20 protein-coding genes and 1 tRNA gene are annotated in these 19,372 nt (G+C 67.1%); 11 read left to right on the top strand and 10 right to left on the bottom strand.

Going from position 1 to position 19,372, the window contains the following annotated elements:
* Nucleotides 1-61: 61 nt before the first annotated feature.
* Nucleotides 62-844 carry an MJ0042-type zinc finger domain-containing protein gene (locus H8S47_RS03345; RefSeq protein WP_187502504.1) on the top strand — a complete coding sequence of 261 codons (783 nt, stop codon included), beginning with the start codon at nucleotides 62-64 and terminating at the stop codon, nucleotides 842-844.
* Nucleotides 845-977: 133 nt separating this feature from the next.
* On the opposite strand, the gene H8S47_RS03340 is transcribed toward H8S47_RS03345, so the two are convergent.
* Entirely contained in the window at nucleotides 978-2,342 is a 1,365-nt protein-coding gene (locus H8S47_RS03340; RefSeq protein WP_235982577.1) for an MATE family efflux transporter, read from the bottom strand.
* Nucleotides 2,343-2,454: 112 nt separating this feature from the next.
* Here H8S47_RS03340 and H8S47_RS03335 point away from each other — a divergent pair.
* The 5 genes from H8S47_RS03335 to H8S47_RS03315 all read left to right on the top strand — a co-directional run bounded on the left by H8S47_RS03335 (nucleotide 2,455) and on the right by H8S47_RS03315 (nucleotide 5,252).
* Nucleotides 2,455-2,541: transfer RNA gene (locus H8S47_RS03335), tRNA-Leu, on the top strand.
* Nucleotides 2,542-2,622: 81 nt separating this feature from the next.
* The gene (locus tag H8S47_RS03330; RefSeq protein WP_175518116.1) at nucleotides 2,623-2,775 is read left to right on the top strand and encodes a hypothetical protein; all 153 of its coding nucleotides are present in this window, start codon (nucleotides 2,623-2,625) and stop codon (nucleotides 2,773-2,775) included.
* Nucleotides 2,776-2,908: 133 nt separating this feature from the next.
* Nucleotides 2,909-3,691 (top strand): exodeoxyribonuclease III, encoded by a 783-nt coding sequence (locus H8S47_RS03325; RefSeq protein ID WP_187502503.1) that lies wholly within the window; start codon nucleotides 2,909-2,911, stop codon nucleotides 3,689-3,691.
* Complete coding sequence (ribA, locus tag H8S47_RS03320; protein ID WP_187502502.1) at nucleotides 3,688-4,731, top strand: GTP cyclohydrolase II; 1,044 nt, start codon at nucleotides 3,688-3,690, stop codon at nucleotides 4,729-4,731. Before H8S47_RS03325 ends, ribA begins: the two co-directional genes overlap by 4 nt.
* Before the next feature lie 41 nt (nucleotides 4,732-4,772).
* Complete coding sequence (locus tag H8S47_RS03315; protein WP_187502501.1) at nucleotides 4,773-5,252, top strand: YdcF family protein; 480 nt, start codon at nucleotides 4,773-4,775, stop codon at nucleotides 5,250-5,252.
* Between the two features lie 198 nt (nucleotides 5,253-5,450).
* On the opposite strand, the gene H8S47_RS03310 is transcribed toward H8S47_RS03315, so the two are convergent.
* The gene (locus tag H8S47_RS03310; protein ID WP_187502500.1) at nucleotides 5,451-6,113 is read right to left on the bottom strand and encodes an HAD family hydrolase; all 663 of its coding nucleotides are present in this window, start codon (nucleotides 6,111-6,113) and stop codon (nucleotides 5,451-5,453) included.
* Entirely contained in the window at nucleotides 6,110-6,784 is a 675-nt protein-coding gene (locus H8S47_RS03305; RefSeq protein ID WP_187502499.1) for a YggS family pyridoxal phosphate-dependent enzyme, read from the bottom strand. Before H8S47_RS03305 ends, H8S47_RS03310 begins: the two co-directional genes overlap by 4 nt.
* Before the next feature lie 127 nt (nucleotides 6,785-6,911).
* On the opposite strand from H8S47_RS03305, the gene H8S47_RS03300 reads away from it, so the two are divergent.
* Complete coding sequence (locus H8S47_RS03300) at nucleotides 6,912-7,334, top strand: thiamine phosphate synthase (protein ID WP_328805411.1); 423 nt, start codon at nucleotides 6,912-6,914, stop codon at nucleotides 7,332-7,334.
* 320 nt (nucleotides 7,335-7,654) lie between these two features.
* On the opposite strand, the gene H8S47_RS03295 is transcribed toward H8S47_RS03300, so the two are convergent.
* On the bottom strand, nucleotides 7,655-8,362 hold the full coding sequence (locus H8S47_RS03295) for a hypothetical protein (protein ID WP_187502497.1): 708 nt from the start codon (nucleotides 8,360-8,362) through the stop codon (nucleotides 7,655-7,657).
* Between the two features lie 292 nt (nucleotides 8,363-8,654).
* On the opposite strand from H8S47_RS03295, the gene H8S47_RS03290 reads away from it, so the two are divergent.
* The 4 genes from H8S47_RS03290 to holA are packed head-to-tail and all read left to right on the top strand — an operon-like array spanning nucleotide 8,655 to nucleotide 13,316.
* The gene (locus H8S47_RS03290; RefSeq protein WP_187502496.1) at nucleotides 8,655-9,086 is read left to right on the top strand and encodes a DUF3576 domain-containing protein; all 432 of its coding nucleotides are present in this window, start codon (nucleotides 8,655-8,657) and stop codon (nucleotides 9,084-9,086) included.
* An 11-nt stretch (nucleotides 9,087-9,097) separates the two neighbouring features.
* Nucleotides 9,098-11,773, top strand: a complete 2,676-nt coding sequence (gene leuS, locus H8S47_RS03285; protein ID WP_187502495.1) for a leucine--tRNA ligase — start codon at nucleotides 9,098-9,100, stop codon at nucleotides 11,771-11,773.
* Entirely contained in the window at nucleotides 11,770-12,300 is a 531-nt protein-coding gene (gene lptE / locus H8S47_RS03280; RefSeq protein ID WP_187502494.1) for an LPS assembly lipoprotein LptE, read from the top strand. The genes leuS and lptE overlap by 4 nt, the downstream gene beginning before the upstream one ends.
* Complete coding sequence (holA, locus tag H8S47_RS03275; RefSeq protein ID WP_187502493.1) at nucleotides 12,297-13,316, top strand: DNA polymerase III subunit delta; 1,020 nt, start codon at nucleotides 12,297-12,299, stop codon at nucleotides 13,314-13,316. The genes lptE and holA overlap by 4 nt, the downstream gene beginning before the upstream one ends.
* Nucleotides 13,317-13,617: 301 nt before the next feature.
* Here the strand turns inward: holA and H8S47_RS03270 are convergent, their stop codons facing one another.
* The 6 genes from H8S47_RS03270 to H8S47_RS03245 form a co-directional block, all read right to left on the bottom strand.
* A complete protein-coding gene (locus H8S47_RS03270; RefSeq protein ID WP_187502492.1) occupies nucleotides 13,618-14,514 on the bottom strand; it encodes a ParB/RepB/Spo0J family partition protein in 897 nt (298 codons plus the stop codon).
* Complete coding sequence (locus H8S47_RS03265) at nucleotides 14,511-15,293, bottom strand: ParA family protein (RefSeq protein WP_055874932.1); 783 nt, start codon at nucleotides 15,291-15,293, stop codon at nucleotides 14,511-14,513. Before H8S47_RS03265 ends, H8S47_RS03270 begins: the two co-directional genes overlap by 4 nt.
* Nucleotides 15,290-15,844, bottom strand: coding sequence for a 16S rRNA (guanine(527)-N(7))-methyltransferase RsmG (gene rsmG / locus H8S47_RS03260; protein ID WP_235982576.1), 555 nt, complete (start codon nucleotides 15,842-15,844; stop codon nucleotides 15,290-15,292). The genes H8S47_RS03265 and rsmG overlap by 4 nt, the downstream gene beginning before the upstream one ends.
* 62 nt (nucleotides 15,845-15,906) lie before the next feature.
* Entirely contained in the window at nucleotides 15,907-17,742 is a 1,836-nt protein-coding gene (gene mnmG / locus H8S47_RS03255; protein ID WP_187502490.1) for a tRNA uridine-5-carboxymethylaminomethyl(34) synthesis enzyme MnmG, read from the bottom strand.
* A 54-nt stretch (nucleotides 17,743-17,796) separates the two neighbouring features.
* Nucleotides 17,797-19,074, bottom strand: a complete 1,278-nt coding sequence (gene mnmE / locus H8S47_RS03250) for a tRNA uridine-5-carboxymethylaminomethyl(34) synthesis GTPase MnmE (protein WP_187502489.1) — start codon at nucleotides 19,072-19,074, stop codon at nucleotides 17,797-17,799.
* 7 nt (nucleotides 19,075-19,081) lie between these two features.
* Nucleotides 19,082-19,318 (bottom strand): DUF6489 family protein, encoded by a 237-nt coding sequence (locus H8S47_RS03245; protein ID WP_187502488.1) that lies wholly within the window; start codon nucleotides 19,316-19,318, stop codon nucleotides 19,082-19,084.
* Nucleotides 19,319-19,372 lie beyond the last annotated feature (54 nt).

Raw genomic sequence — 19,372 nt, 5'->3', positions numbered from 1 at the left:
GCGGCGTGCTTATTCGGCACGAGAACGGTCGCGCTCCGGCGGCCGCTGGTGAAGCGTATCCATGATCCTCCAATGTCCCGAGTGCAGCACCCGCTATCTGGTGCCCGACAGCGCGATCGGGACCGACGGACGGACCGTGCGCTGCGCCAATTGCCGGCACAGCTGGTTCCAGGCCGCCGCGCCGGTGGTCGAGGACGCGCTCGACCCGCCCGAACCGACCCCGCTCGCGCCTGCCCCGCCGCCGCTAGCCCCACTGGCACGGACGCCTGTCGCAGAGCCGGCTGAAAGATTCGTGCCCTTCGCGCCCCCTTCGCCGGTGACGACCGCGCCGGCGACGCCCGAGGCTGCAAGCGCGCCAACCTATGCCGCACCGACGTTTCCGCCGGTCACCGAGCAGCCGCCGTTTCGCCCGCGCCGCAACACGACGCGACGCTGGACGATCGTGGCGATTCTCGCCGGGTTGCTGATGCTGATCGCAGCGGGGGCAATCGTGTACCTTGGTGCACCGGGCGTCGCGGTGAAGCTCGGTATCGGGATCGGCAGCGACGAGACACCGCTGCGGCTGCGCGACAATCCGATCGAGCGGCGCGAACTGGATAACGGCTCCGAACTGTTCGCGGTCAGCGGCCAGGTCACCAACCCGTCCAACCAGCGCCAGCGCGTCCCCGACATCCGCGCCGAACTCCGCGATGCGCAGGGACGCCTGGTCTATAGCTGGACGATCACCCCGCAGCAGCGGACGCTGGCGCCGGGCGGCGCGATCGATTTCAACTCGGCGACGCTGAACGTACCCGCGAACTCGAAGCGCCTCGAACTGAGTTTTGCAGGCGAAGCGACGCGATAACAGCTCGATCCTCCCCCGCCAGGGTGAGGTGGCTGGCACTTGCCAGACGGAAGGGGAGGAAAGGCGACAAGCGTTGCGCGTTCCCCCCCTCCGTCACCTGCGGTGCCACCTCCCCCTTGCGGAGGAGGATAAATCAAGCGCGCCGCAACCGCCGGCTCACGATCCAGAACCGGCCGCCGTGCAGCACCGCCGCCGTCAGCATCCCGAGCCCGGAGGCATAAACCAGTGCCATAGGTCCCACCCCCGCATGCACCATCCACCAGCCCGCCCCACCGGTGACGACGAAATACGCGACGATGCTGTTCACCCCCGCGACCACCTGATCGCCGAGCGAGCGGAGCGCGTAGACCAGCACCACCTGCGCGCCGTCGAACAGGATAAACGGCGCCCACACCGGCAGCATTGCCAGCGCAACGGCGTGAGTGGCGGCATCCGACGGAAACGCGGCGACGATCGGCCCTCGCGCGACGATGAGCACGATCCCACACGCACCCAGCGCGAGCATCGACAGCCCGGTGGCGATCAGCGCGCGCGAGATACCGGCTTTGGGCTCTCCTTCGCCCACCGCATTGCCGACGCGAACGCCACAGGCCGAACCAAGCCCGAGCGCCAGCGCGAACGTGACGTTGTGGACCGAGAACACGATCTGAAACGCATGCGCGACGTCGTCGCCGAACTGCGTCGACAGCGCGATCAGGATCGAGAAGCCGGCCAGCTCCAGCCCCGACGCGACCGCGGGAACGATCCCGAATACCGCGAGCGCGGCGATCCCTGCCGGCACCCCGCGCCATGCGGCCGCATCGATTCGCCGAACGCCGCGCTCCTTCGCCCGCGGTAAAGTCAGCGCGGCGGCGATCATCCCGACCGCGCCGAGACCCGACGCGATCGCCGTGGCGGTCGCCGCCCCGACCGCGCCCATCGCCGGCAGTCCGAGATGACCACCCGACATCGCCCAGGCCAGCAGCGCGTTGAGCGGCAGGATCGACAGGTTGACCACCGCGACGCGGCGCGGTCGGCTGACGCCTTCCAGGAAGAAGCTGGCGGCGACGATCATCAACTGCGGCGGATAGGTGAAGGCCATGACGCGGACGACCCGCCCCGCCGGCTCGACCAGCCCGGGCGCGACGCCGATCCCGGCGAGCATCGGATCCGCGAACACGAACATGACGCAACCGACGACGAGCCCTAGCAGCAGCCCGAGGACCAGCCCCTCGCGCAGCACCTGCCCGGTCCGCGGCAGATCGCCCGCCCCGTCGGCACGCGCGGTATGGACCAGCACGCCAGACAGCCATGCAAGCCCGGTAACGATCGCGATGAACGTCAGCGATCGGCTCGCCCCCAGCGCCGCCACCTGGTGCGCGCCGACCAGCCCGACCACGATCACGTCGGTGACGTGGAGGATCGTCCAGTTGAGGCTGGTCAGCATCACCGGCCACGCCAGCGCGAGAACGCGCCGCGTTTCGGCTCTGGTATCGGTCGAAAAAAGGAAGCGGGGCATCGTTTCCGGTACCGGACGAACGCTTTTTCGCAAAGGCCGTTGCGTAGCGTTCAAACCCTTGCTAGTGGCGCTCGCCTACCAGATGCCGGGTCCGCCCGGTGATGTTTCATGGGCGGCCATGGCGGAACTGGTAGACGCGCAACGTTGAGGTCGTTGTGGGCGAAAGCCCGTGGAAGTTCGAGTCTTCTTGGCCGCACCATTTTCCCCGATAGAGTGAACCACCCCTTTGAGGGTCCCCCTTTCGCTACGCTCGTGCGTTGGGCTTGCCGGAGGAATTTGCATGAGTTCGATCGACGATACGATCATCGAAACGCCCGAAGGCCCGATGACGTTTGCGCAGTGGAAGAAGAAGAACCCGGTCCAGCTGCCCTCGCGCCGGACCAAGGGCAAGAAGCTGCCGAACAAGGTGAAGCTGACCACCGACGAGAAATAGCGGCGCGTTTGGGACCCATTGTCGATCCCACGATAATCGCGTGTCCCTCCCGAGGTTAAAGCGCTGCGGTCGCGCCCCACCCTTCGCCGCACCCTTCCTTGTCCCCATCCCCGCGCAACGCTACATCGCGGCCGTGAAGATCGTCTCCTGGAACATCAACTCGGTCCGTTTCCGGATCGCCATCGTCGAGCAGTTCCTGCGTGACGAGCAACCCGACATCCTGTGCCTGCAGGAGACCAAGGTCATCGACGGCGACTTCCCGTTGGAGGCGTTCCGCGCGCTCGGCTACGAGCACATCGTCCTGCACGGCCAGCGCATGCACCACGGCGTCGCGATCCTCAGCCGCGTGCCGTTGGTCGAGGACGACCGGTTCGACTGGCAGGCGAACAGCGAGGCGCGTCACATCGGCGTACGGCTCGCAAACGGCGTACGCCTCGAGAACGTCTACGTCCCGGCCGGCGGCGACGTGCCCGACCGCGAGGTCAACCCGAAGTTCGGCCAGAAGCTCGACTTCATCGAACGGATGACGACCTGGTCGGAAACGCTCCCCGGCCCGACGATTCTCGTCGGCGACTTCAACATCGCCCCGCTCGAATCGGACGTCTGGAGCCACAAGCAGTTGCTCGACGTCGTCAGCCACACGCCGATCGAGGTCGAGGCGCTCGGCCGGTTGCAGGCGGCGGGCGACTGGGTCGATCTTGGGCGCCGATTCCATCCTGCGCCCGCGCGGCTGTTCACCTGGTGGAGTTACCGCGCGAAAGACTGGGAAGCGTCGGACCGTGGCCGGCGGCTCGATCATATGTGGGCGACCGGTTCTGCCGCCGAAGCCGCGGTGTCGCATCACGTCTATGAGCGCTGCCGGAGCTGGCTGAAACCGTCCGACCACGTGCCGATCATGACCGAGTTCGCGTTTTGAACCCGCGCGCAGCGGCGCGTGCGGTCGATGCGTTGCGGCGTGGCTGGCCGATCGCGATCGACGGGCTGGTGCTGCTGGCGGTCGAGACGGCGGATGCTGAGCGGTTGGCGGCGTTCGACCCCGACGGGAATGGCGGCGTGCTGATCTCGTCGGGGCGCGCGGCGACGTTGAAGCTGGCGAACCAACTTGCGGCGGCCGATCCGACCGAGCCGGTACTGGTCGATCGCGCGCCGTGGATCGATTTCGCCGCAGCGACCGCGCTGGCCGATCCGCAGTTCGACCTGGCAACGCCGATGAAGGGACCGTTCCATACGGTCGCGTTGGCCGATCCCGACGCCGCCGCCGCGGCATTGCGGCTGGCGCGGATCGCCGGGTTGCTGCCGGCATTTTTTCTCGGCACCGGTGAACCCGAGGTGTCGATTACGCACGCCGACATCGACGCGCATGAGGATGCGAACCGCCTGACGCTGGCGGCGCGTGCGCGGTTGCCGGTCGAAGGTGCCGAGGATGCGGAGATCGTTGCCTTCCGATCACCGGAAAGCGCGGACGAGCATATCGCGCTGCTGATCGGCCAGCCCAACGGCCAGCCGCCGCTGGTACGGTTGCACAGCGAGTGCCTGACGGGCGACGTGCTCGGGAGCCTCAAATGCGATTGCGGGCCACAGTTGCACGCTGCGATCCACGCGATCCAGCACAGCGGCTGGGGCATCCTGCTCTATCTGCGGCAGGAGGGGCGCGGGATCGGGCTGGTCAACAAGCTGCGCGCCTATGCGTTGCAGGACCAGGGATTCGACACGGTCGATGCGAACACGCGGCTTGGCTTTGCGGTCGATGCGCGCGATTTCGGGGTGGCGGCGCGGATGCTGAATTTGCTCGGGCAGCGTGAGGTGCGCTTGCTGACGAACAATCCGGCCAAGGTTGCGGGGCTGGAGGCGGCGGGCGTGACGGTGATCGAGCGCGTGCCGCATTTCCTGCCCTCGAACCCGCACAACGCGCAGTATCTTGCGACCAAGCGCGATCGTACGGGGCATCAGTTCTGACCGACAGTCCACCCTCGCCACCACCCTCCCGGCGCCTGATCGTGGTGTTCGGTGCGGCCGTTCGCCCCGATGGCAGCCCCAGCCCGACGCTCGCGCGACGCATCGCGTTCGCCGCCGCGGCGGCGGCGCGGTACGTCGATGCGGACCTGTTCTGCTCGGGCGCGAAGGGGACGCATGGGCCTTCGGAGGCATCGGTTATGGCCGGCGTGCTGGCGGAAACGGTCGATCCGTCGCGAATCCATCTCGACGAAGCGAGCGTGGATACGTTGCAGAGCGTCGTCGCCGCGACCGCATTCGCGCGTGCGGGCAAGTACGCGCAGTGCATGATCTGCACCGACGGCTATCACCAGCCGCGGATCAAGATGCTGTTCGCGATGCTCGGCATGCCCGCGAGCGCGATCCATGTCCCGCATGGCGGGAGCCGGCGCTACCAGCTCAAGATGCGGACTCGGGAGGTGGCAGCGATCCCGTATGACCTGGTTGCGGGGATCGGTGCCATCTGGCGGCGGAAGCGGGGCTGACCAACACCTGCCAGCGCAGGGGCCAGCATCGAAATGTCCACGACTTCCCCCCTCCCTGAAAGGGAGGGGTCGGGGGTGGGTAGGCTTCCGTATCACCGTACTGTCGCGGCCAAAGCGGGCCTACCCACCCCCTGCCCCTCCCTTTCAGGGAGGGGAGCCTGCATCTTTCGGAATAGGCCGACTGAACGTCGACCGCGTCTAAGCCAGCAGACGCGCCACGTCGTCGAAGCTCTCCGCCAGCGCATCCACCCCGATCGCCTTCAGCCGCGCGCCATGCTCGGCATTGCAGTGCGACCCTGCCGACAGGCCGATGACGTAGCCGCCCGAGGCCACAGCCCCGGTCGCACCCACAGGCGAATCCTCGAGGATCGCCGTTCGCGCGATATCGACCCCAAGCTGCCGCGCCCCGAACAGGTACAGGTCTGGCGCAGGCTTGCCGTTCGTCACGTGTTCGCGGCCGCTGTAGAGGTGGTCGCCGAACGCGTCGCGCAGGCCGATATGCTCCAGGTGCCGTGCGATCCAGCTGACCGGGCTCGACGAGACGATCGCCTTGGGCAAATCGGCGGGAAGCGACCGGACGAACGCCACCGCACCCTCGATCGCGTCGACGCCCGCGGCCATCACCCGCTCGTCCTCGGCCTTGCGCGCGGCGTAGAAGTCATCGGTCAGTGGCCGGTCGATCCAACGCTCGACCGCGTCGATGAACTGCGGCCCGGCGAGCCCCATGAAGTTCGCCATCGACTCGTCGGCCGTCGTCGGATGACCGGCGGCGGTAAGCCACTCCGCGATATGGCGGTTGCCGACGGCTTCGCTGTCGATCAGCACGCCGTCGAAGTCGAACAACAGTGCGTCGAACTTCATGCGCCCGTCCCCCGCGCACCGAACAGCGCGCTACCGATCCGGACATGGGTCGCGCCGATCGTCACCGCCGTCTCGAAATCGTCGGACATGCCCATGCTCAGGCCGGTCAGCCCGTGATCGCGCGCGAGTTTCGCCAACAGCGCGAAATACGGCGCCGGTTCGATATCGGCAGGCGGCAGGCACATCAGCCCGGCGACCGGCAGTCCGGCGGCGCGCGCCTTCTCGACCAGCGCGGGCAGGTCCGCGATCACGCAGCCACCCTTTTGCGGTTCGTCGCCGATGTTGACCTGGAGGAAGCAGTCCGGGCGGCGATCGCTCGCGGTCATCGCCTTGGCCAGCGCGTCGACCAGCGACGGGCGATCGACCGCGTGGATGCAGTCGAACAGCGCGACGGCTTCGGCCGCCTTGTTCGACTGGAGCTGGCCGATCAGGTGCAGTTCGACGTCGGGATATTTCTCGCGCAAGGCCGGCCACTTCTCCGCAGCTTCCTGGACGCGGTTCTCGCCGAACACGCGCTGGCCTTCGGCGAGCAGCGGTTCGATCGCCTCGACCGGGTGCGTCTTGGAGACCGCGATCAGCGTGACGTCGGTCACCCGGCGGTCGGCGATCTCGGCGGCCTTAGCGATCCGGGTGCGGATGGACGCGAGCGGTGTGGTGTCGTCAGATGTCATGCCGGGCGCTATAGGCAGCGGCGTGACGGTTCGAAAGCCCATCCCCGAGCGCTGGTTAATGACCGATGAGCGGATGGGGGACGCATTGTGGGCGGCTTTGCGCAGGGTGCCACCGGGATCCGGGATAGTGTTTCGCCATTATGCCACGCCTGCGGGCGAGCGGCGGGCGATGCTGCGGCGGGTGAAGCGTGTCGCGTCCGCGCGCGGACTGGTCGTGGTCGTGGCCGGGGATTCGTCGATCGCGGCGGACGGGGTGCATGGTCGGGTGCGGGCTCGGGCAATTTGGCGGATCAGGACGTGGCCGGCGCATGATCGCGCGGAGGCCCTGGCTGGGCGGCGCGCGGGGGCGGATGCGCTGTTCGTGTCGCCGGTTCATGCCACGCGGTCGCATGCGGGGGCGTCCGGGCTTGGGCCGGCACGGGCGATGCGGATCGGGCGCGGGCTCGGGATACCCGTGATCGCGCTAGGCGGGATGGACGAGTCGCGTTGGCGGCGAATCCGGCGGTTCGGATTTCATGGCTGGGCGGCGATCGACGCATGGGTCCGCTAGGTTTGGGTACCCTGTCCGACTTGGCGGCTGGTTGGCTCGCGGTCTGCTAAACTTCTCCACCCGCTCTGCAAAGCTGCTCGACCCAAAAGTGCCAGGAAATTTCGGGCACCACGCTGCCCACCCCCCAACGTCATCCCAGCGAAAGCTGGGATCTCATCGTGTGGCACGCTTCATCTGTATCGAGGGATACCCCAGCTTTCGCTGGGGTGACGGGGTCGAGGTGATGCGCAGAGACGCCGGAGGCGGCGATGGGCGAGGGTTTCACCCACAAATGGCGAAATCCGGTCGAGCACTACGACGAACCGCCGCTACTCGGTCGATTAGAAGCGGAAGGCGGTGCCCAGATACACGGCTTGGCTGTCGCGACGATCGTCGTCGACCTTGACGAAACGCTCGCGGTCCGAGCGATACCGGACGCCCGCCGTCACCGCCAGGTTACGCGTCAGCGAGTAGGAGCCGCCGAGATCGACCGAATAGCTCGGCGTTTCCTCGATCAGGTTCGAGGTGTTTGCCAGCGGACGATCCGCGGCAGCCTTCACGGTGCCGCTGAAACGCTTGGCACTGTAGCTGATTGCCAGGTCGGCCGCCTGACGGCTGCCCGGCAGGCCACCCAGATCGAGCTTGTTCACGTCGCCCGAAATCGCGAACCGCTTCCAGCCGACCGACATGCCGAGGTTGTACGCGATCGGCGCGATGCCGACGGTCGGTGTCGTCGATGCGAGGCTGGCCGTGTTCGCGATGCCGCGGTTGGTCTGCGCACGGACCGCGACGGTTACCGCGCGGTTGTCCTGCCGGGTCTCGGCTGGGGTGAAGCGGAAGCTGCCGGCATCGAAGCCACCGCGCGCGAACATCGCAGCGAGGCGGGGATCGGCGGCGGCGGGGGTGAACGACCCGATGCCGCGAACAGAAGCGACGTTGTGCTTGGCGATTCGCGCAGACTGTTCGCTGGCACCGAACGCGGGCGCGACGATTGCGGCGGTGGCGACAAGCGCCCCGGCAACCACCCCGAATATTCCCCCACGCGTCATCACAACGAATCTGTCCTTCGAATCCCGTAATCGGATCCTGTTAAACAGCATCTAACATGAATTGATCCAGAGCAAAGGCCGCAGAACCGGCGTATTTGCCCCTTCGTCGCCGAATTGTCGGACAGTGTTGCAATCAGCACACATATCGCGGCGATAGCGCTACCGAATCGGACGTATCCGCATGCGAATCTCTTGCTCGGTGCGCCGCCGCTCGCACATGCGGGCGTCTGCTTGCGGGCGCGCGGGCTGGCCTGTAGAGCATGAGGCAGATTTTCTTGCCAGGATGATGCCCATGTTCCGCCGCTCGCGTATCGCAGTCGTGCTGTTTGCCCTGCCTCTCGTCGCTTGCGGCGGCGGTTCCGCTCGTCCTCAGGCGGATCTCGCCGCGTCGAAGATCACGACGATCGGCGTGAACAGCTATCTGTGGCGCGCGAGCCTCGACACGCTCGGCTTCATGCCGCTGCTCCAGACCGACTCCAACGGCGGCGTGATCGTGACCGACTGGTACACCAACCCGCAGACCCCGACCGAGCGCATGAAGGTGACCGTCTCGATCCTCGACCAGGATCTGCGCGCCGATGCGCTGCGCGTCGCTGCCCTCCGCGAAGTCAACCGCAACGGCCAGTGGGTCTCGTCGCCGGTCCAGGCCGCGACCACGCAGAAGCTCGAGGACATCATCCTGACCAAGGCCCGCGACCTGCGCCGCGCCTCGATCGCGGGCTGAGGACTGATATAATGGCGTCGCGTTTCAATGCGTTGAAGGCGGACGCGGCGTGGCAGAAGGTCTGGGACGAGCGCAAGACGTTCGCCGCGGACGACCTGTCGACCAAGCCGCGCTCGTACGTGCTCGAGATGTTCCCCTATCCGTCGGGGCGCATCCATATGGGGCATGTCCGCAACTACACGATGGGCGACGTGCTCGCGCGGTTCCGTCGGATGAAGGGCATGGAAGTGCTCCATCCGATGGGCTGGGACGCGTTCGGCATGCCGGCCGAGAACGCGGCGATGGAAAAGGGCGTGCATCCGGGCACCTGGACGCGCGCCAACATCGCGACGATGAAGGCGCAGCTGAAGCGCCTCGGTTTCGCGCTCGACTGGACGCGCGAGCTGGCGACCTGCGAGCCTGAATATTATGGCCACGAGCAGGCGCTGTTCCTCGACCTGTTCGCGGCGGGGCTCGTGTACCGCAAGGAATCGGCGGTGAACTGGGATCCGGTCGACATGACCGTGCTCGCCAACGAGCAGGTGATCGACGGTCGTGGCTGGCGGTCGGGCGCACTGGTCGAGCGGCGGAAACTGTCGCAGTGGTTCCTGAAGATCACCGACTTCGCCGACGAGCTGGTCGACGGCCTCGGCGCGCTCGAACATTGGCCGGACAAGGTCAAGCTGATGCAGGAGAACTGGATCGGCCGCAGCCAAGGGTTGCAGTTCAAGTTCCAACTCACTGCTCCCTTCCCGCTTGCGGGAGGGGTCGGGGGAGGGCCTGACGCGAACGCGACGGCAGCGATCGGGGACGCCTCCCCTCCCCTGACCCCTCCAGCAAGCGGAAGGGGCATAGAGAGCGTCGAGGTGTTCACGACACGTCCCGACACGATGTTCGGCTCCAGCTTCGTCGCGGTTGCCGCCGATCATCCGATCGCGCGCGCGATCGCCGAGACTAACCCCGACGCAGCCGCGTTCATCGAACTCTGCAAGCGTGGCGGCACCACGGCGGCCGAGCTCGACACGCAGGAGAAATTGGGCTTCGACACCGGTCTGCGCGCGGTGCATCCGCTTGATAAGTCCTGGCATCTCCCCGTCTACATCGCGAACTTCGTGCTGATGGAATACGGCACCGGCGCGGTGTTCGGCGTGCCCGCGCACGACCAGCGCGATCTCGATTTCGCGCGCAAATACGACCTGCCCGTCAAACGCGTCGTCAGCGAAGGCGATGACGAGGCCCCCGTGTTCGTAGGCGACACCGCCTGGACCGGCGCCGGCACGATCGTGAACTCGCATTTCCTCGACGGCATGGACATCGAGGACGCCAAGCGCGTCGTGATCGAGCGCGCCGAGGGCGAAGGCTGGGGCAAAGGCACGACCGTGTTCCGCCTGCGCGACTGGGGCGTCAGCCGCCAGCGTTACTGGGGCACGCCGATCCCGATCATCCACTGCGACGCGTGCGGCGCGGTGCCGGTGCCCAAGGACCAGTTGCCGATCGTGCTGCCCGAGGACGTGTCGTTCGACATCCCTGGCAACCCGCTCGATCGCCATCCGACCTGGAAGCATGTCCCCTGCCCGTCCTGCGGTGCGAACGCGCGGCGCGAGACCGATACGCTCGACACGTTCGTCGATTCGTCGTGGTATTTCATCCGCTTCGCCAGCCAGCCGGACGCGAAACCGTTCGACCGGACGGGCGCGGAGAAGTGGCTGCCGGTCAACCAGTATATCGGCGGCGTCGAGCATGCGATCCTGCACCTGCTGTACGCCCGCTTCTGGACGCGCGCGCTGAAGCATATCGGCATGCTCGACATCGCCGAGCCGTTCGCCGGACTGTTCACGCAAGGGATGGTCACGCACGAGACGTACTGGACAATGGAACAGTCCAAGCCCGCGTCCGAGTCCTTGGACGATTTTCTCGAGGCCCAGGTTCATACTCGCCGCTGGCTATCGCCTGACGATATCGACAAGCGTGACGGTAAGGTATTCCTCCGCGGAACGACCGACGAAGTAACCGTCGGTCGCGTTGAGAAAATGTCGAAGTCGAAGAAGAACACCGTCGATCCCGAGCCGATCGTCGACCAGTATGGCGCCGACGCGGTGCGCTGGTTCGTGCTCTCCGACTCACCGCCCGAACGCGATCTCCCTTGGAGCGAATCCGGCATCGAAGGCGCGTGGCGGTTCGTCCAGCGTCTCTGGCGCCTGATCGAGTCTGACGACGCCGCTAAGGCCCAGGGCGACGACATCGGCTTACGCAAACTCTGCCATCGGACGACGGTGGGAATCGAGAACGATATCAACGCCTTGCAGTTCAACAAGGCGGTTGCGCGGCTCTATTCGCTATGCAGCGCGATCGAGAAGGCAGCGCCCTCAGCAGACCGCGAACAGGCGGTCCGCACGTTGCTGTTGCTCGTCAGCCCGATGGTCCCGCACGTCGCGGAGGAAGCCTGGGCGACCGCAGGCAATGACGGCCTGATCGCCGACGCCGCCTGGCCGATCGTCGATCCGGCGATGCTGGTCGACGACGAGGTCACGATCGCGGTGCAGGTCAACGGCAAGCTGCGCGACACGCTCGTCTTCCCGAAGGGCGCACCGAAGGACGAGGTCGAAGCCGCCGCGCTCGCCTCCGAAAAGATCGTCCGCCTGCTCGAGGGCAAGCCGCCCCGGAAAGTGATCGTCGTGCCCGACCGTCTCGTGAACATCGTCGCATGAAGCGCCTAGCGATCCTTAGCGCGTTGGCCCTCGCTCCCGCGCTGTCGGGCTGTGGCCTGCACCCGCTCTATGCCGGCGGCAGCAGCGGCCCGGTCGCCGGTGCGCTCGGCCAGGTCGAGATCGCACCGATCGCGGGCAAGAACGGCTGGCTGATGGCCACCGCGCTGCGCGACCGCCTGCCCTCGAACGGCGCACCGGCGCTCTACCGCATCGACATCCGCCTCGACGACCAGATCAGCGGCCTCGGTGTCCGCACCGACGACAGCGTCTCGCGCGAACGCCGCACGTTGCGCGCACGCTATCAGCTCGTACGGATCGGCGACAATTCGGTGCTGCTCGACGCGACCGCGGGCTCCGACGCCGGCATCGACGTCGTCCGCTCCGAATATGCGACGATCGCGGCGGAGAACACCGCGCTCGAACGCCTGTCGCAGATCGTCGCCGACCAGATCGTCGCGCGTATTGCGCTGTATGCGCGCAACACGCCGGCGGTCGCGGCGGCGCAGGCCACCACGCCCGCCAAGTGAAGGCCAGCGCCGGCCAAATCCGCGGTGCGCTGGCCAAACCGGGCGGCGACATCCGCCTGTACCTGCTTCACGGCCCCGACGAAGCCGGGGCAAGTGACCTCGCCCGGGTACTGGCCAAGGCGATGGGCGCCGATGCCGAACGCGTCGATCTCGACGGGTCGACGCTGAAAAGCGACCCCGGGCGGCTAACCGACGAAGCCGCGTCGCTGTCGCTGTTCGCGGGCGCAAGGTTCGTCCGCGTCGCCTCCGCAGGCGAGGAAAGCCTCGAAGCCTTCACCAACCTCCTCGCGGCCGAACGCGTCGGCAACCCGGTGGTCGCGATCGCCCCGACCGTCAAATCGACCGCAAAGATCGTCAAGCTCGCGATCGACTCTCCGCGCGCGATGGCGTTCGCCTGCTACGCCCCGACCGCGCAGGACGCCGAACGCCTCGCGACGACGATCGCGAGCGAGAACGGCCTCCGCCCCGCCCCCGGCGTCGCCCGCCGCCTGGTCGATACGACCGGCGGCGATCGCGCCGTCATCTCCCGCGAGATCGAGAAGCTCGCGCTATATCTCGACGCCGCGCCCGATCGGCCCGCGGACCTCGATTACCACGCACTCGATGCGGTCGGCGCGGACCTAGGCGATGCGGAAATGAGCCGCGCGATCGATGCGGTGATCGAAGGCCGGGTCGACGATCTCGGCGCCGAACTCGCCGTGCTCGAAGAAGCCGGCACCTCACCGATCCCGTGGCTCCGCCAACTCGTCCGCCGCCTGATCGCGCTCGCCGACATGCGCGGCGAAATCGACCGCGGCGAAGCGGTCGACGCCGTGATGAAACGACACCGCGTGTTCTTCAAGGAAGAGGCCAGCACCGCGCGGTCCTTGCGGCGCTGGTCGCCGGTCATGCTGGCGACCGCAATCCAGCGGGTACGAACGGCGGAGCGCGCGATCATGGCATCCGGGAATGCCGGCGGAGTTGTGGCCGAGGCGGCGGTGGTGGCGCTATCCCAGGCGATCGCGCGGCGAAACTAATCCTATGGTGTGCGTCACCGCGCCATGTCCTTCTGATAACCTCCCATTCACCCACCCCCACCTCCGTCATCCCGGCGCACGCCGGGACCCATGGACAGAGCGCGTTCACCAATGAAGCGGGCCGCAACCACGGATCCCGGCTTCCGCCGGGATGACGGGGTGGTGTGAGCGGTCCCCCTCTTCCGCTCGCCCCCTATCACCCGTTCGTCCTGAGCGAAGTCGAAGGGTGGTCCGGGGCGCAGGTGCTTCGACTTCGCTCAGCACGAACGGAATGGGTGCGATTGGGCAGTTTGACCCGCGCTTAGATCACCCCACCGGTAAGCCGCTGACACACCATATCAAGCTGGTCCAACGTCGAATAACTCAGCGTCAACGTCCCCCCAGTCTCGGTATGCGCCACCCGGACCTGCAACCCGAGCAAATCCGCTAGTTGCCGCTCCAAAGCTGCAATATCCGCGTCCGGAATCCGAGGCTCGGCCGGCTTCCCGCTCCGGCTCCGCCCCGGTTTCGCATCGCGCGCCAGCTTCTCGGTCTCGCGCACCGACAGTCCGCGCGCCACCACCTGATCCGCCAGCGACTCCACATCCGGCGAACCTAGCAGCGCCCGCGCATGCCCCATCGACAACGATCCATCGACCACCTGCGACTGCACCTGCGCCGGCAACTCCAGCAAGCGCAACAGGTTGGCCACATGACTGCGCGACTTGTGGACGATCTTGGCGAGCACCTCCTGCGTATGGCCGTATTCGCCCGCAAGCCGCTGATACGCTTGAGCTTCTTCGATCGCGTTGAGGTCTTCGCGCTGGATGTTCTCGATCAGCGCAATCTCGAGCGTCTCGGCATCGTCGAAGTCGCGGACGACGACCGGCACCTCATGCAGCCGCGCGCGCTGCGCCGCCCGCCAACGCCGCTCGCCCGCGACGATCTGGTAATCATGACCGTGCGGCCGCACGACGATCGGCTGGATCAACCCGCGCGAGGCGATCGACGCCGCCAGTTCGTCGAGCATCGCCTCGTCGAAATGCCGGCGCGGCTGATCCGGATGCGGCGACAGCGAACTGACCGGCAGCATCCGCACACCCGATGATTGCTGCGCCGCACCATCAGCCGAAACCGGCGTCTCGCGCGCCATCTCGCCGAGCAGCGCGTTGAGGCCCCTGCCCAGCCCCGGGCGGCCGCGCTTGTTACCGTCGCTCATGCCGCCGCCTGCGCAGTTGCCGGAAGCCGGCCGATCAGCTCGCGGGCGAGCGCGATATACGCCTGCGATCCCGAGCAGCGATGATCATAGATCAGCGCGGGCAACCCGTGGCTCGGCGCCTCCGACAGCCGTACGTTGCGCGGGATCACCGTCTCGAACACCACTTTGCCGAGAACCGCGCGAACGTCTGCCGAGACCTGATCTGTCAGCCGGTTCCGCCGATCGAACATCGTCAGCGCGACGCCGAGGATCGACAGACCCGGATTGAACCGCTGGCGGATCCGCTCGACCGTACTCAACAACTGCGACAACCCCTCGAGCGCGAAAAACTCGCATTGCAATGGCACCAGCAGCGAATCGGCCGCGACCATCGCGTTGATCGTCAGCAGCCCAAGCGACGGCGGGCAATCGATCAGTGCGATATCCCACGGCCCCTGCGCCGCCTTCACCGCACGATCGAGACGGTGCGTACGCGCGTCGAAATCGACCAGCTCGATCTCCGCCCCCGACAGGTCGACCGTCGCCGGCACGATATCGAGCCGCGGCACGCGCGTGTGGACCACCGCCTCTTCGATCGACGTCTCGCCGACCAGCACGTCGTAGCTCGACCGCTCACGCTGCGAATGACCGATGCCAAGCCCGGTCGACGCATTGCCCTGCGGATCGAGATCGACCAGCAGCACGCGCATTCCCGTTGCGGCCAGCGCGGTCGCGAGGTTGATGGCGCTGGTGGTCTTGCCCACCCCGCCCTTTTGATTCGCGACCGCGATGGTGATCATCGCGCGCTTACCCGATCCAGAACCACGATCGACGACTCCGGGTTCGTGACGCTTTGTTCCACGTGGAACATAAACCGCCAATGCTGCTTGAGCGCGGCGAGCTCCTCCTCGTCTAAACGCCCCCGAGGAAGCAACCACCGCGTCTCCGTTGTGGCGCAGTGTGCCGCGCCACGCAAAAGGTTTTGCAGCGACGCGACCGCACGGGCGGAGATGATCGCCGCGTCGGCGGTTGCATTTTCTACTTTCGACGCATGGACACGAACCTGCTCGCCGAGGCCAAGACGCGCGACGCAGAGCTGAAGGAAGTCAGCACGCCGCCGTCGGGGCTCGACCAGATCGACCGGCCCCTCACGAACCAGCGCGACGACCATCCCGGGAAAGCCGCCACCGGTACCGATATCGAGCCAGCGCCTCGCCGACGTATCCGCTCCCGCAAGTGCAACCAGCTGGAGCGAGTCGACCACATGCCTGTCCCAGATCGTCGGGATCGTCGACGGCGCGATCAAATTCTGGTGCGGCGCTTCCTCGACGACCATCGCGACGAACGCCAACAGGCGCTCCGTCGCCTCCGCCCCGAACCGATCGGTGACCCAGGCCTGTGCGTTGTCTTCGGTCATGCTGGCACTCGTTTCGTATGCAATAATACCGCCGACAACGCGGCCGGGGTGATCCCGCGAACCCGTGCCGCTGCCGCAAGCGAAGTGGGCCGCGCGGTCGTCAGGCGGTCGATCATCTCGTTCGACAGGCCGGGTATGCGATCATAGGCGAGGTCCTCGGGCAAGCGGATCGCTTCGTCGGCACGCAGGCGCGCGACCTCCTGCGCCTGGCGTTCGATATACGGGGCGTAGCGCGCGTCCTCTAAGACTTCGTCAACGACCGCCGCCGGGATGCCCGTCGCGGCGTCCGGCGCGACATGCGCGAGCGTCACGCCTTCGAACCGGAGCCAGTCATACGCCGTCCGGCGCGCGCCATCGCGACCGATCGCAATGCCCTGGTCCGCCACTTCGGTCGCGGTGCGTTCGCCGTCGAGCGACGCCCGGAACCGGGCACGATCTTCGGCCAGCGCGTGCTGGTGTGCGAGCCGCTCTGGCCCGAGACAGCCCGCTGCCTCGGCGATCATACCCAGCCGCGTCTCGGCATTGTCCGCACGCAACGACAGGCGGAACTCGGCCCGCGCGGTGAGCATCCGATAGGGCTCGGTCACGCCTTGCAGCGTCAGATCGTCGATCATCACCCCGAGATAACTGGACGCGCGATCGAGGATCACCGGCGCCATGTCGCACGCATAGGCCGCGGCGTTGAGCCCGGCGACGAGCCCCTGCCCTGCCGCTTCCTCATACCCGGTCGTGCCGTTGATCTGGCCGGCGCAGAACACGCCGTCGATCGCGCCGAGCGCGAGCCGCGTGTCGAGCGCGCGCGGATCGATATAGTCATACTCGACCGCATAGCCCGGCATCGTCATCTTGACCCGCTCGAGCCCCGGAATGCTGGCGAGCATCTCGGCCTGGACCTCGACCGGGAGCGATGTCGACAGGCCGTTGGGATAGACTGTCGCGTCATCGAGCCCCTCGGGTTCGAGGAAAACCTGATGCCCATCGCGATCACCGAAGCGGTGGACCTTGTCCTCGATCGACGGACAATAGCGCGGTCCCGCGGCCTCGATCGCACCGGTGAACAGCGGCGACCGGTGGAACGCCTCGCGGATGATCGCGTGTGTCCGGTCGGTCGTGCGGGTGATCGCGCAGGCGATCTGGGGAAGCGGACGCGCGTGGGTCATCGGCGACATCGTCCAGGGGTCGAGGTCCGATGGCTGCTCGGCGAGCGTGCCCCAGTCGATCGTCCGGCCGTTCAATCGCGGTGGCGTTCCGGTCTTCAGTCGGGCCATCGGCAGGTCGCGCGCGCGCAACTGTTCCGCCAGAGGCTTGGCTGCACGTTCGCCGATCCGGCCGCCTTCCTCGCGGTCATCGCCGCGGAAAATGCGGCCGCCGAGGAACGTGCCGGTCGCCAGCACGACCGCACGAGCCTTCACGATGGCGCCGTCCGCCAGCACGACGCCCGCCATGCGATCGCCCTCGAAATGGAGCGCGGTCGCCTCCCCTTCGACGATCGACAGCCCCGCCGTTGCCACCAGCATCGACTGGATCGCATCAGAATATAGCGTGCGATCGGCCTGGATTCGCGGGCCCTGCACCGCCGATCCCTTGCTGCGATTGAGCATGCGGTAGTGGATCGCCGCCGCATCCGCCGCGCGTCCGATCAGCCCGTCGAACGCGTCGACCTCGCGAACCATGTGCCCTTTGCCGAGGCCACCGATCGCCGGATTGCACGACATCGCACCAATGTGCCGCGCGTCGAACGACACGAGCGCAGTGCGCGCGCCCCTGCGCGCCGCCGCGGCTGCGGCTTCGGTTCCGGCATGGCCACCGCCAACCACCACTACATCGAACATGCCAACGCCCTAGAGCGACGCAGCGAACGCGTCAAAGATGTTCCACGTGGAACATCATTTACCGATGCAGAAACGCCCGAACAGCGCGTCGAGCATCTCCCCCGTCGCGTCGAGGCCGAGGACTCCAGCAAGGATCGCGCGCGCTTGGCGGAGTTGTTCGGCAACGATCAGCGGATCGGAACTGCGGTTGCGCAGCGCCTCGACCGCAAGCCCGCATTGCCGCCGCTGATGCTGCTTGAGCGCGATGCCATCGCCACGCGGCAGCATCGCCGCAGCCCGCTGGTGCAATTCCCCCCAGAGCCTATCGAGCGAACCGCGGTCGGTCTGCGCGATTGCCAGGGTCCGGCCAGCGGGCAGGTCCCCCCGCCCCGGCAGGTCCGCGCGCGCGTGGAGCCAGATCGCGTCGGCGCGTGGCGGGGCGGTGTCGGCCAACCACAGGACGATGTCCGCCGCCGCCAGCGCGTCCTCCGCGCGCGTGACGCCGATCGCCTCGATCGGGTCGAGCGTTTCGATCAGCCCGGCGGTGTCGGTCAGCACATAGGCGACGCCATCGCGAATTACTGGCACCTCGATCCGATCACGCGTGGTGCCCGAGATCGGCGACACGATCGCCGCGTCGCGCTCGCCGAGCAGGTTGAGCAACGTCGACTTGCCGCTGTTGGGTGGACCACCGATGACGACGCGAAGCCCGTCCTTGAGGCGCTCGACCGGGGGAGCGTCGACCACCGTTTCGATCTCCGCAGCGAGCGTGTCGATCTCTCCGACGATCGCATCGAACGCGGCGGTATCGCTTGCCACGTCGTCCTCGTCGGCGAAGTCGAGGATCGCTTCGATCCGCGCGGACAGCATCGCGACCGAGTCCATCCAGCCGCGAACTGCCTGGCTGACGCGACCCTCTGCTGCGGTCATTGCCGCAACGCGTTGGCCCTCGGTCTCGGCTTCGAGCAGGTCGGCGAGGCCTTCCGCCTCCGTCAGGTCGATGCGGCCATTGGTCAGCGCGCGGCGCGTAAACTCGCCGGGCTCGGCAGGGCGTAGACCCGGCAGCACCGACAGGGTCCCCTCGACCGCTGCGATCACCGCGCGGCCACCATGGCAATGAAACTCGACCAGATCCTCGCCGGTCGCCGTGGTCGGCCCCGGAAACACGATCACCAGCGCGCGGTCGAGCAGCGCACCGTCGCCGTCACGCAACCCGCGGAGACTGGCATGGCGGGGCGCTGGCAACGGTCCGGCCAGAGCCTGGGCAGCCGCAAACGCGTGCGACCCGCTTATCCGGACGACGGCAATCGCCGCGGGCGGGCGCCCGCTCGATACCGCGAAGATCGTCTTCACGTGGAACTCAGCTGCCACTCTTGGTCGCGGTGTCGAACATCCGTTTCCACATCGCCATGCCGGCCTCGCCCATCGGCTGCCAGCCGCGCATCATCGATTCGAGCATCTCCGGCTTCATCTGGCCGTCCGGGATCGCGTCCATCATCATCGCGACATAGCGATCGTGGATTGGTGTCAGATCGGGCAGGCCGACCGCGCGGCGCGCCTCTTCGGGGGTGCATTCGATCTCGATATTCATCTTCATGTACCGCGTCCCAGATGGCGCTTGAGCCGCCCATCCGCGCGCTGCATAGCGTGG

Source organism: Sphingomonas albertensis, assembly GCF_014358075.1.
Classification (GTDB): Bacteria; Pseudomonadota; Alphaproteobacteria; order Sphingomonadales; family Sphingomonadaceae; genus Sphingomonas; species Sphingomonas albertensis.
The sequence above is the reverse complement of the archived record's forward strand: the minus strand, read 5'-3'. Positions and strand labels throughout refer to the sequence as shown.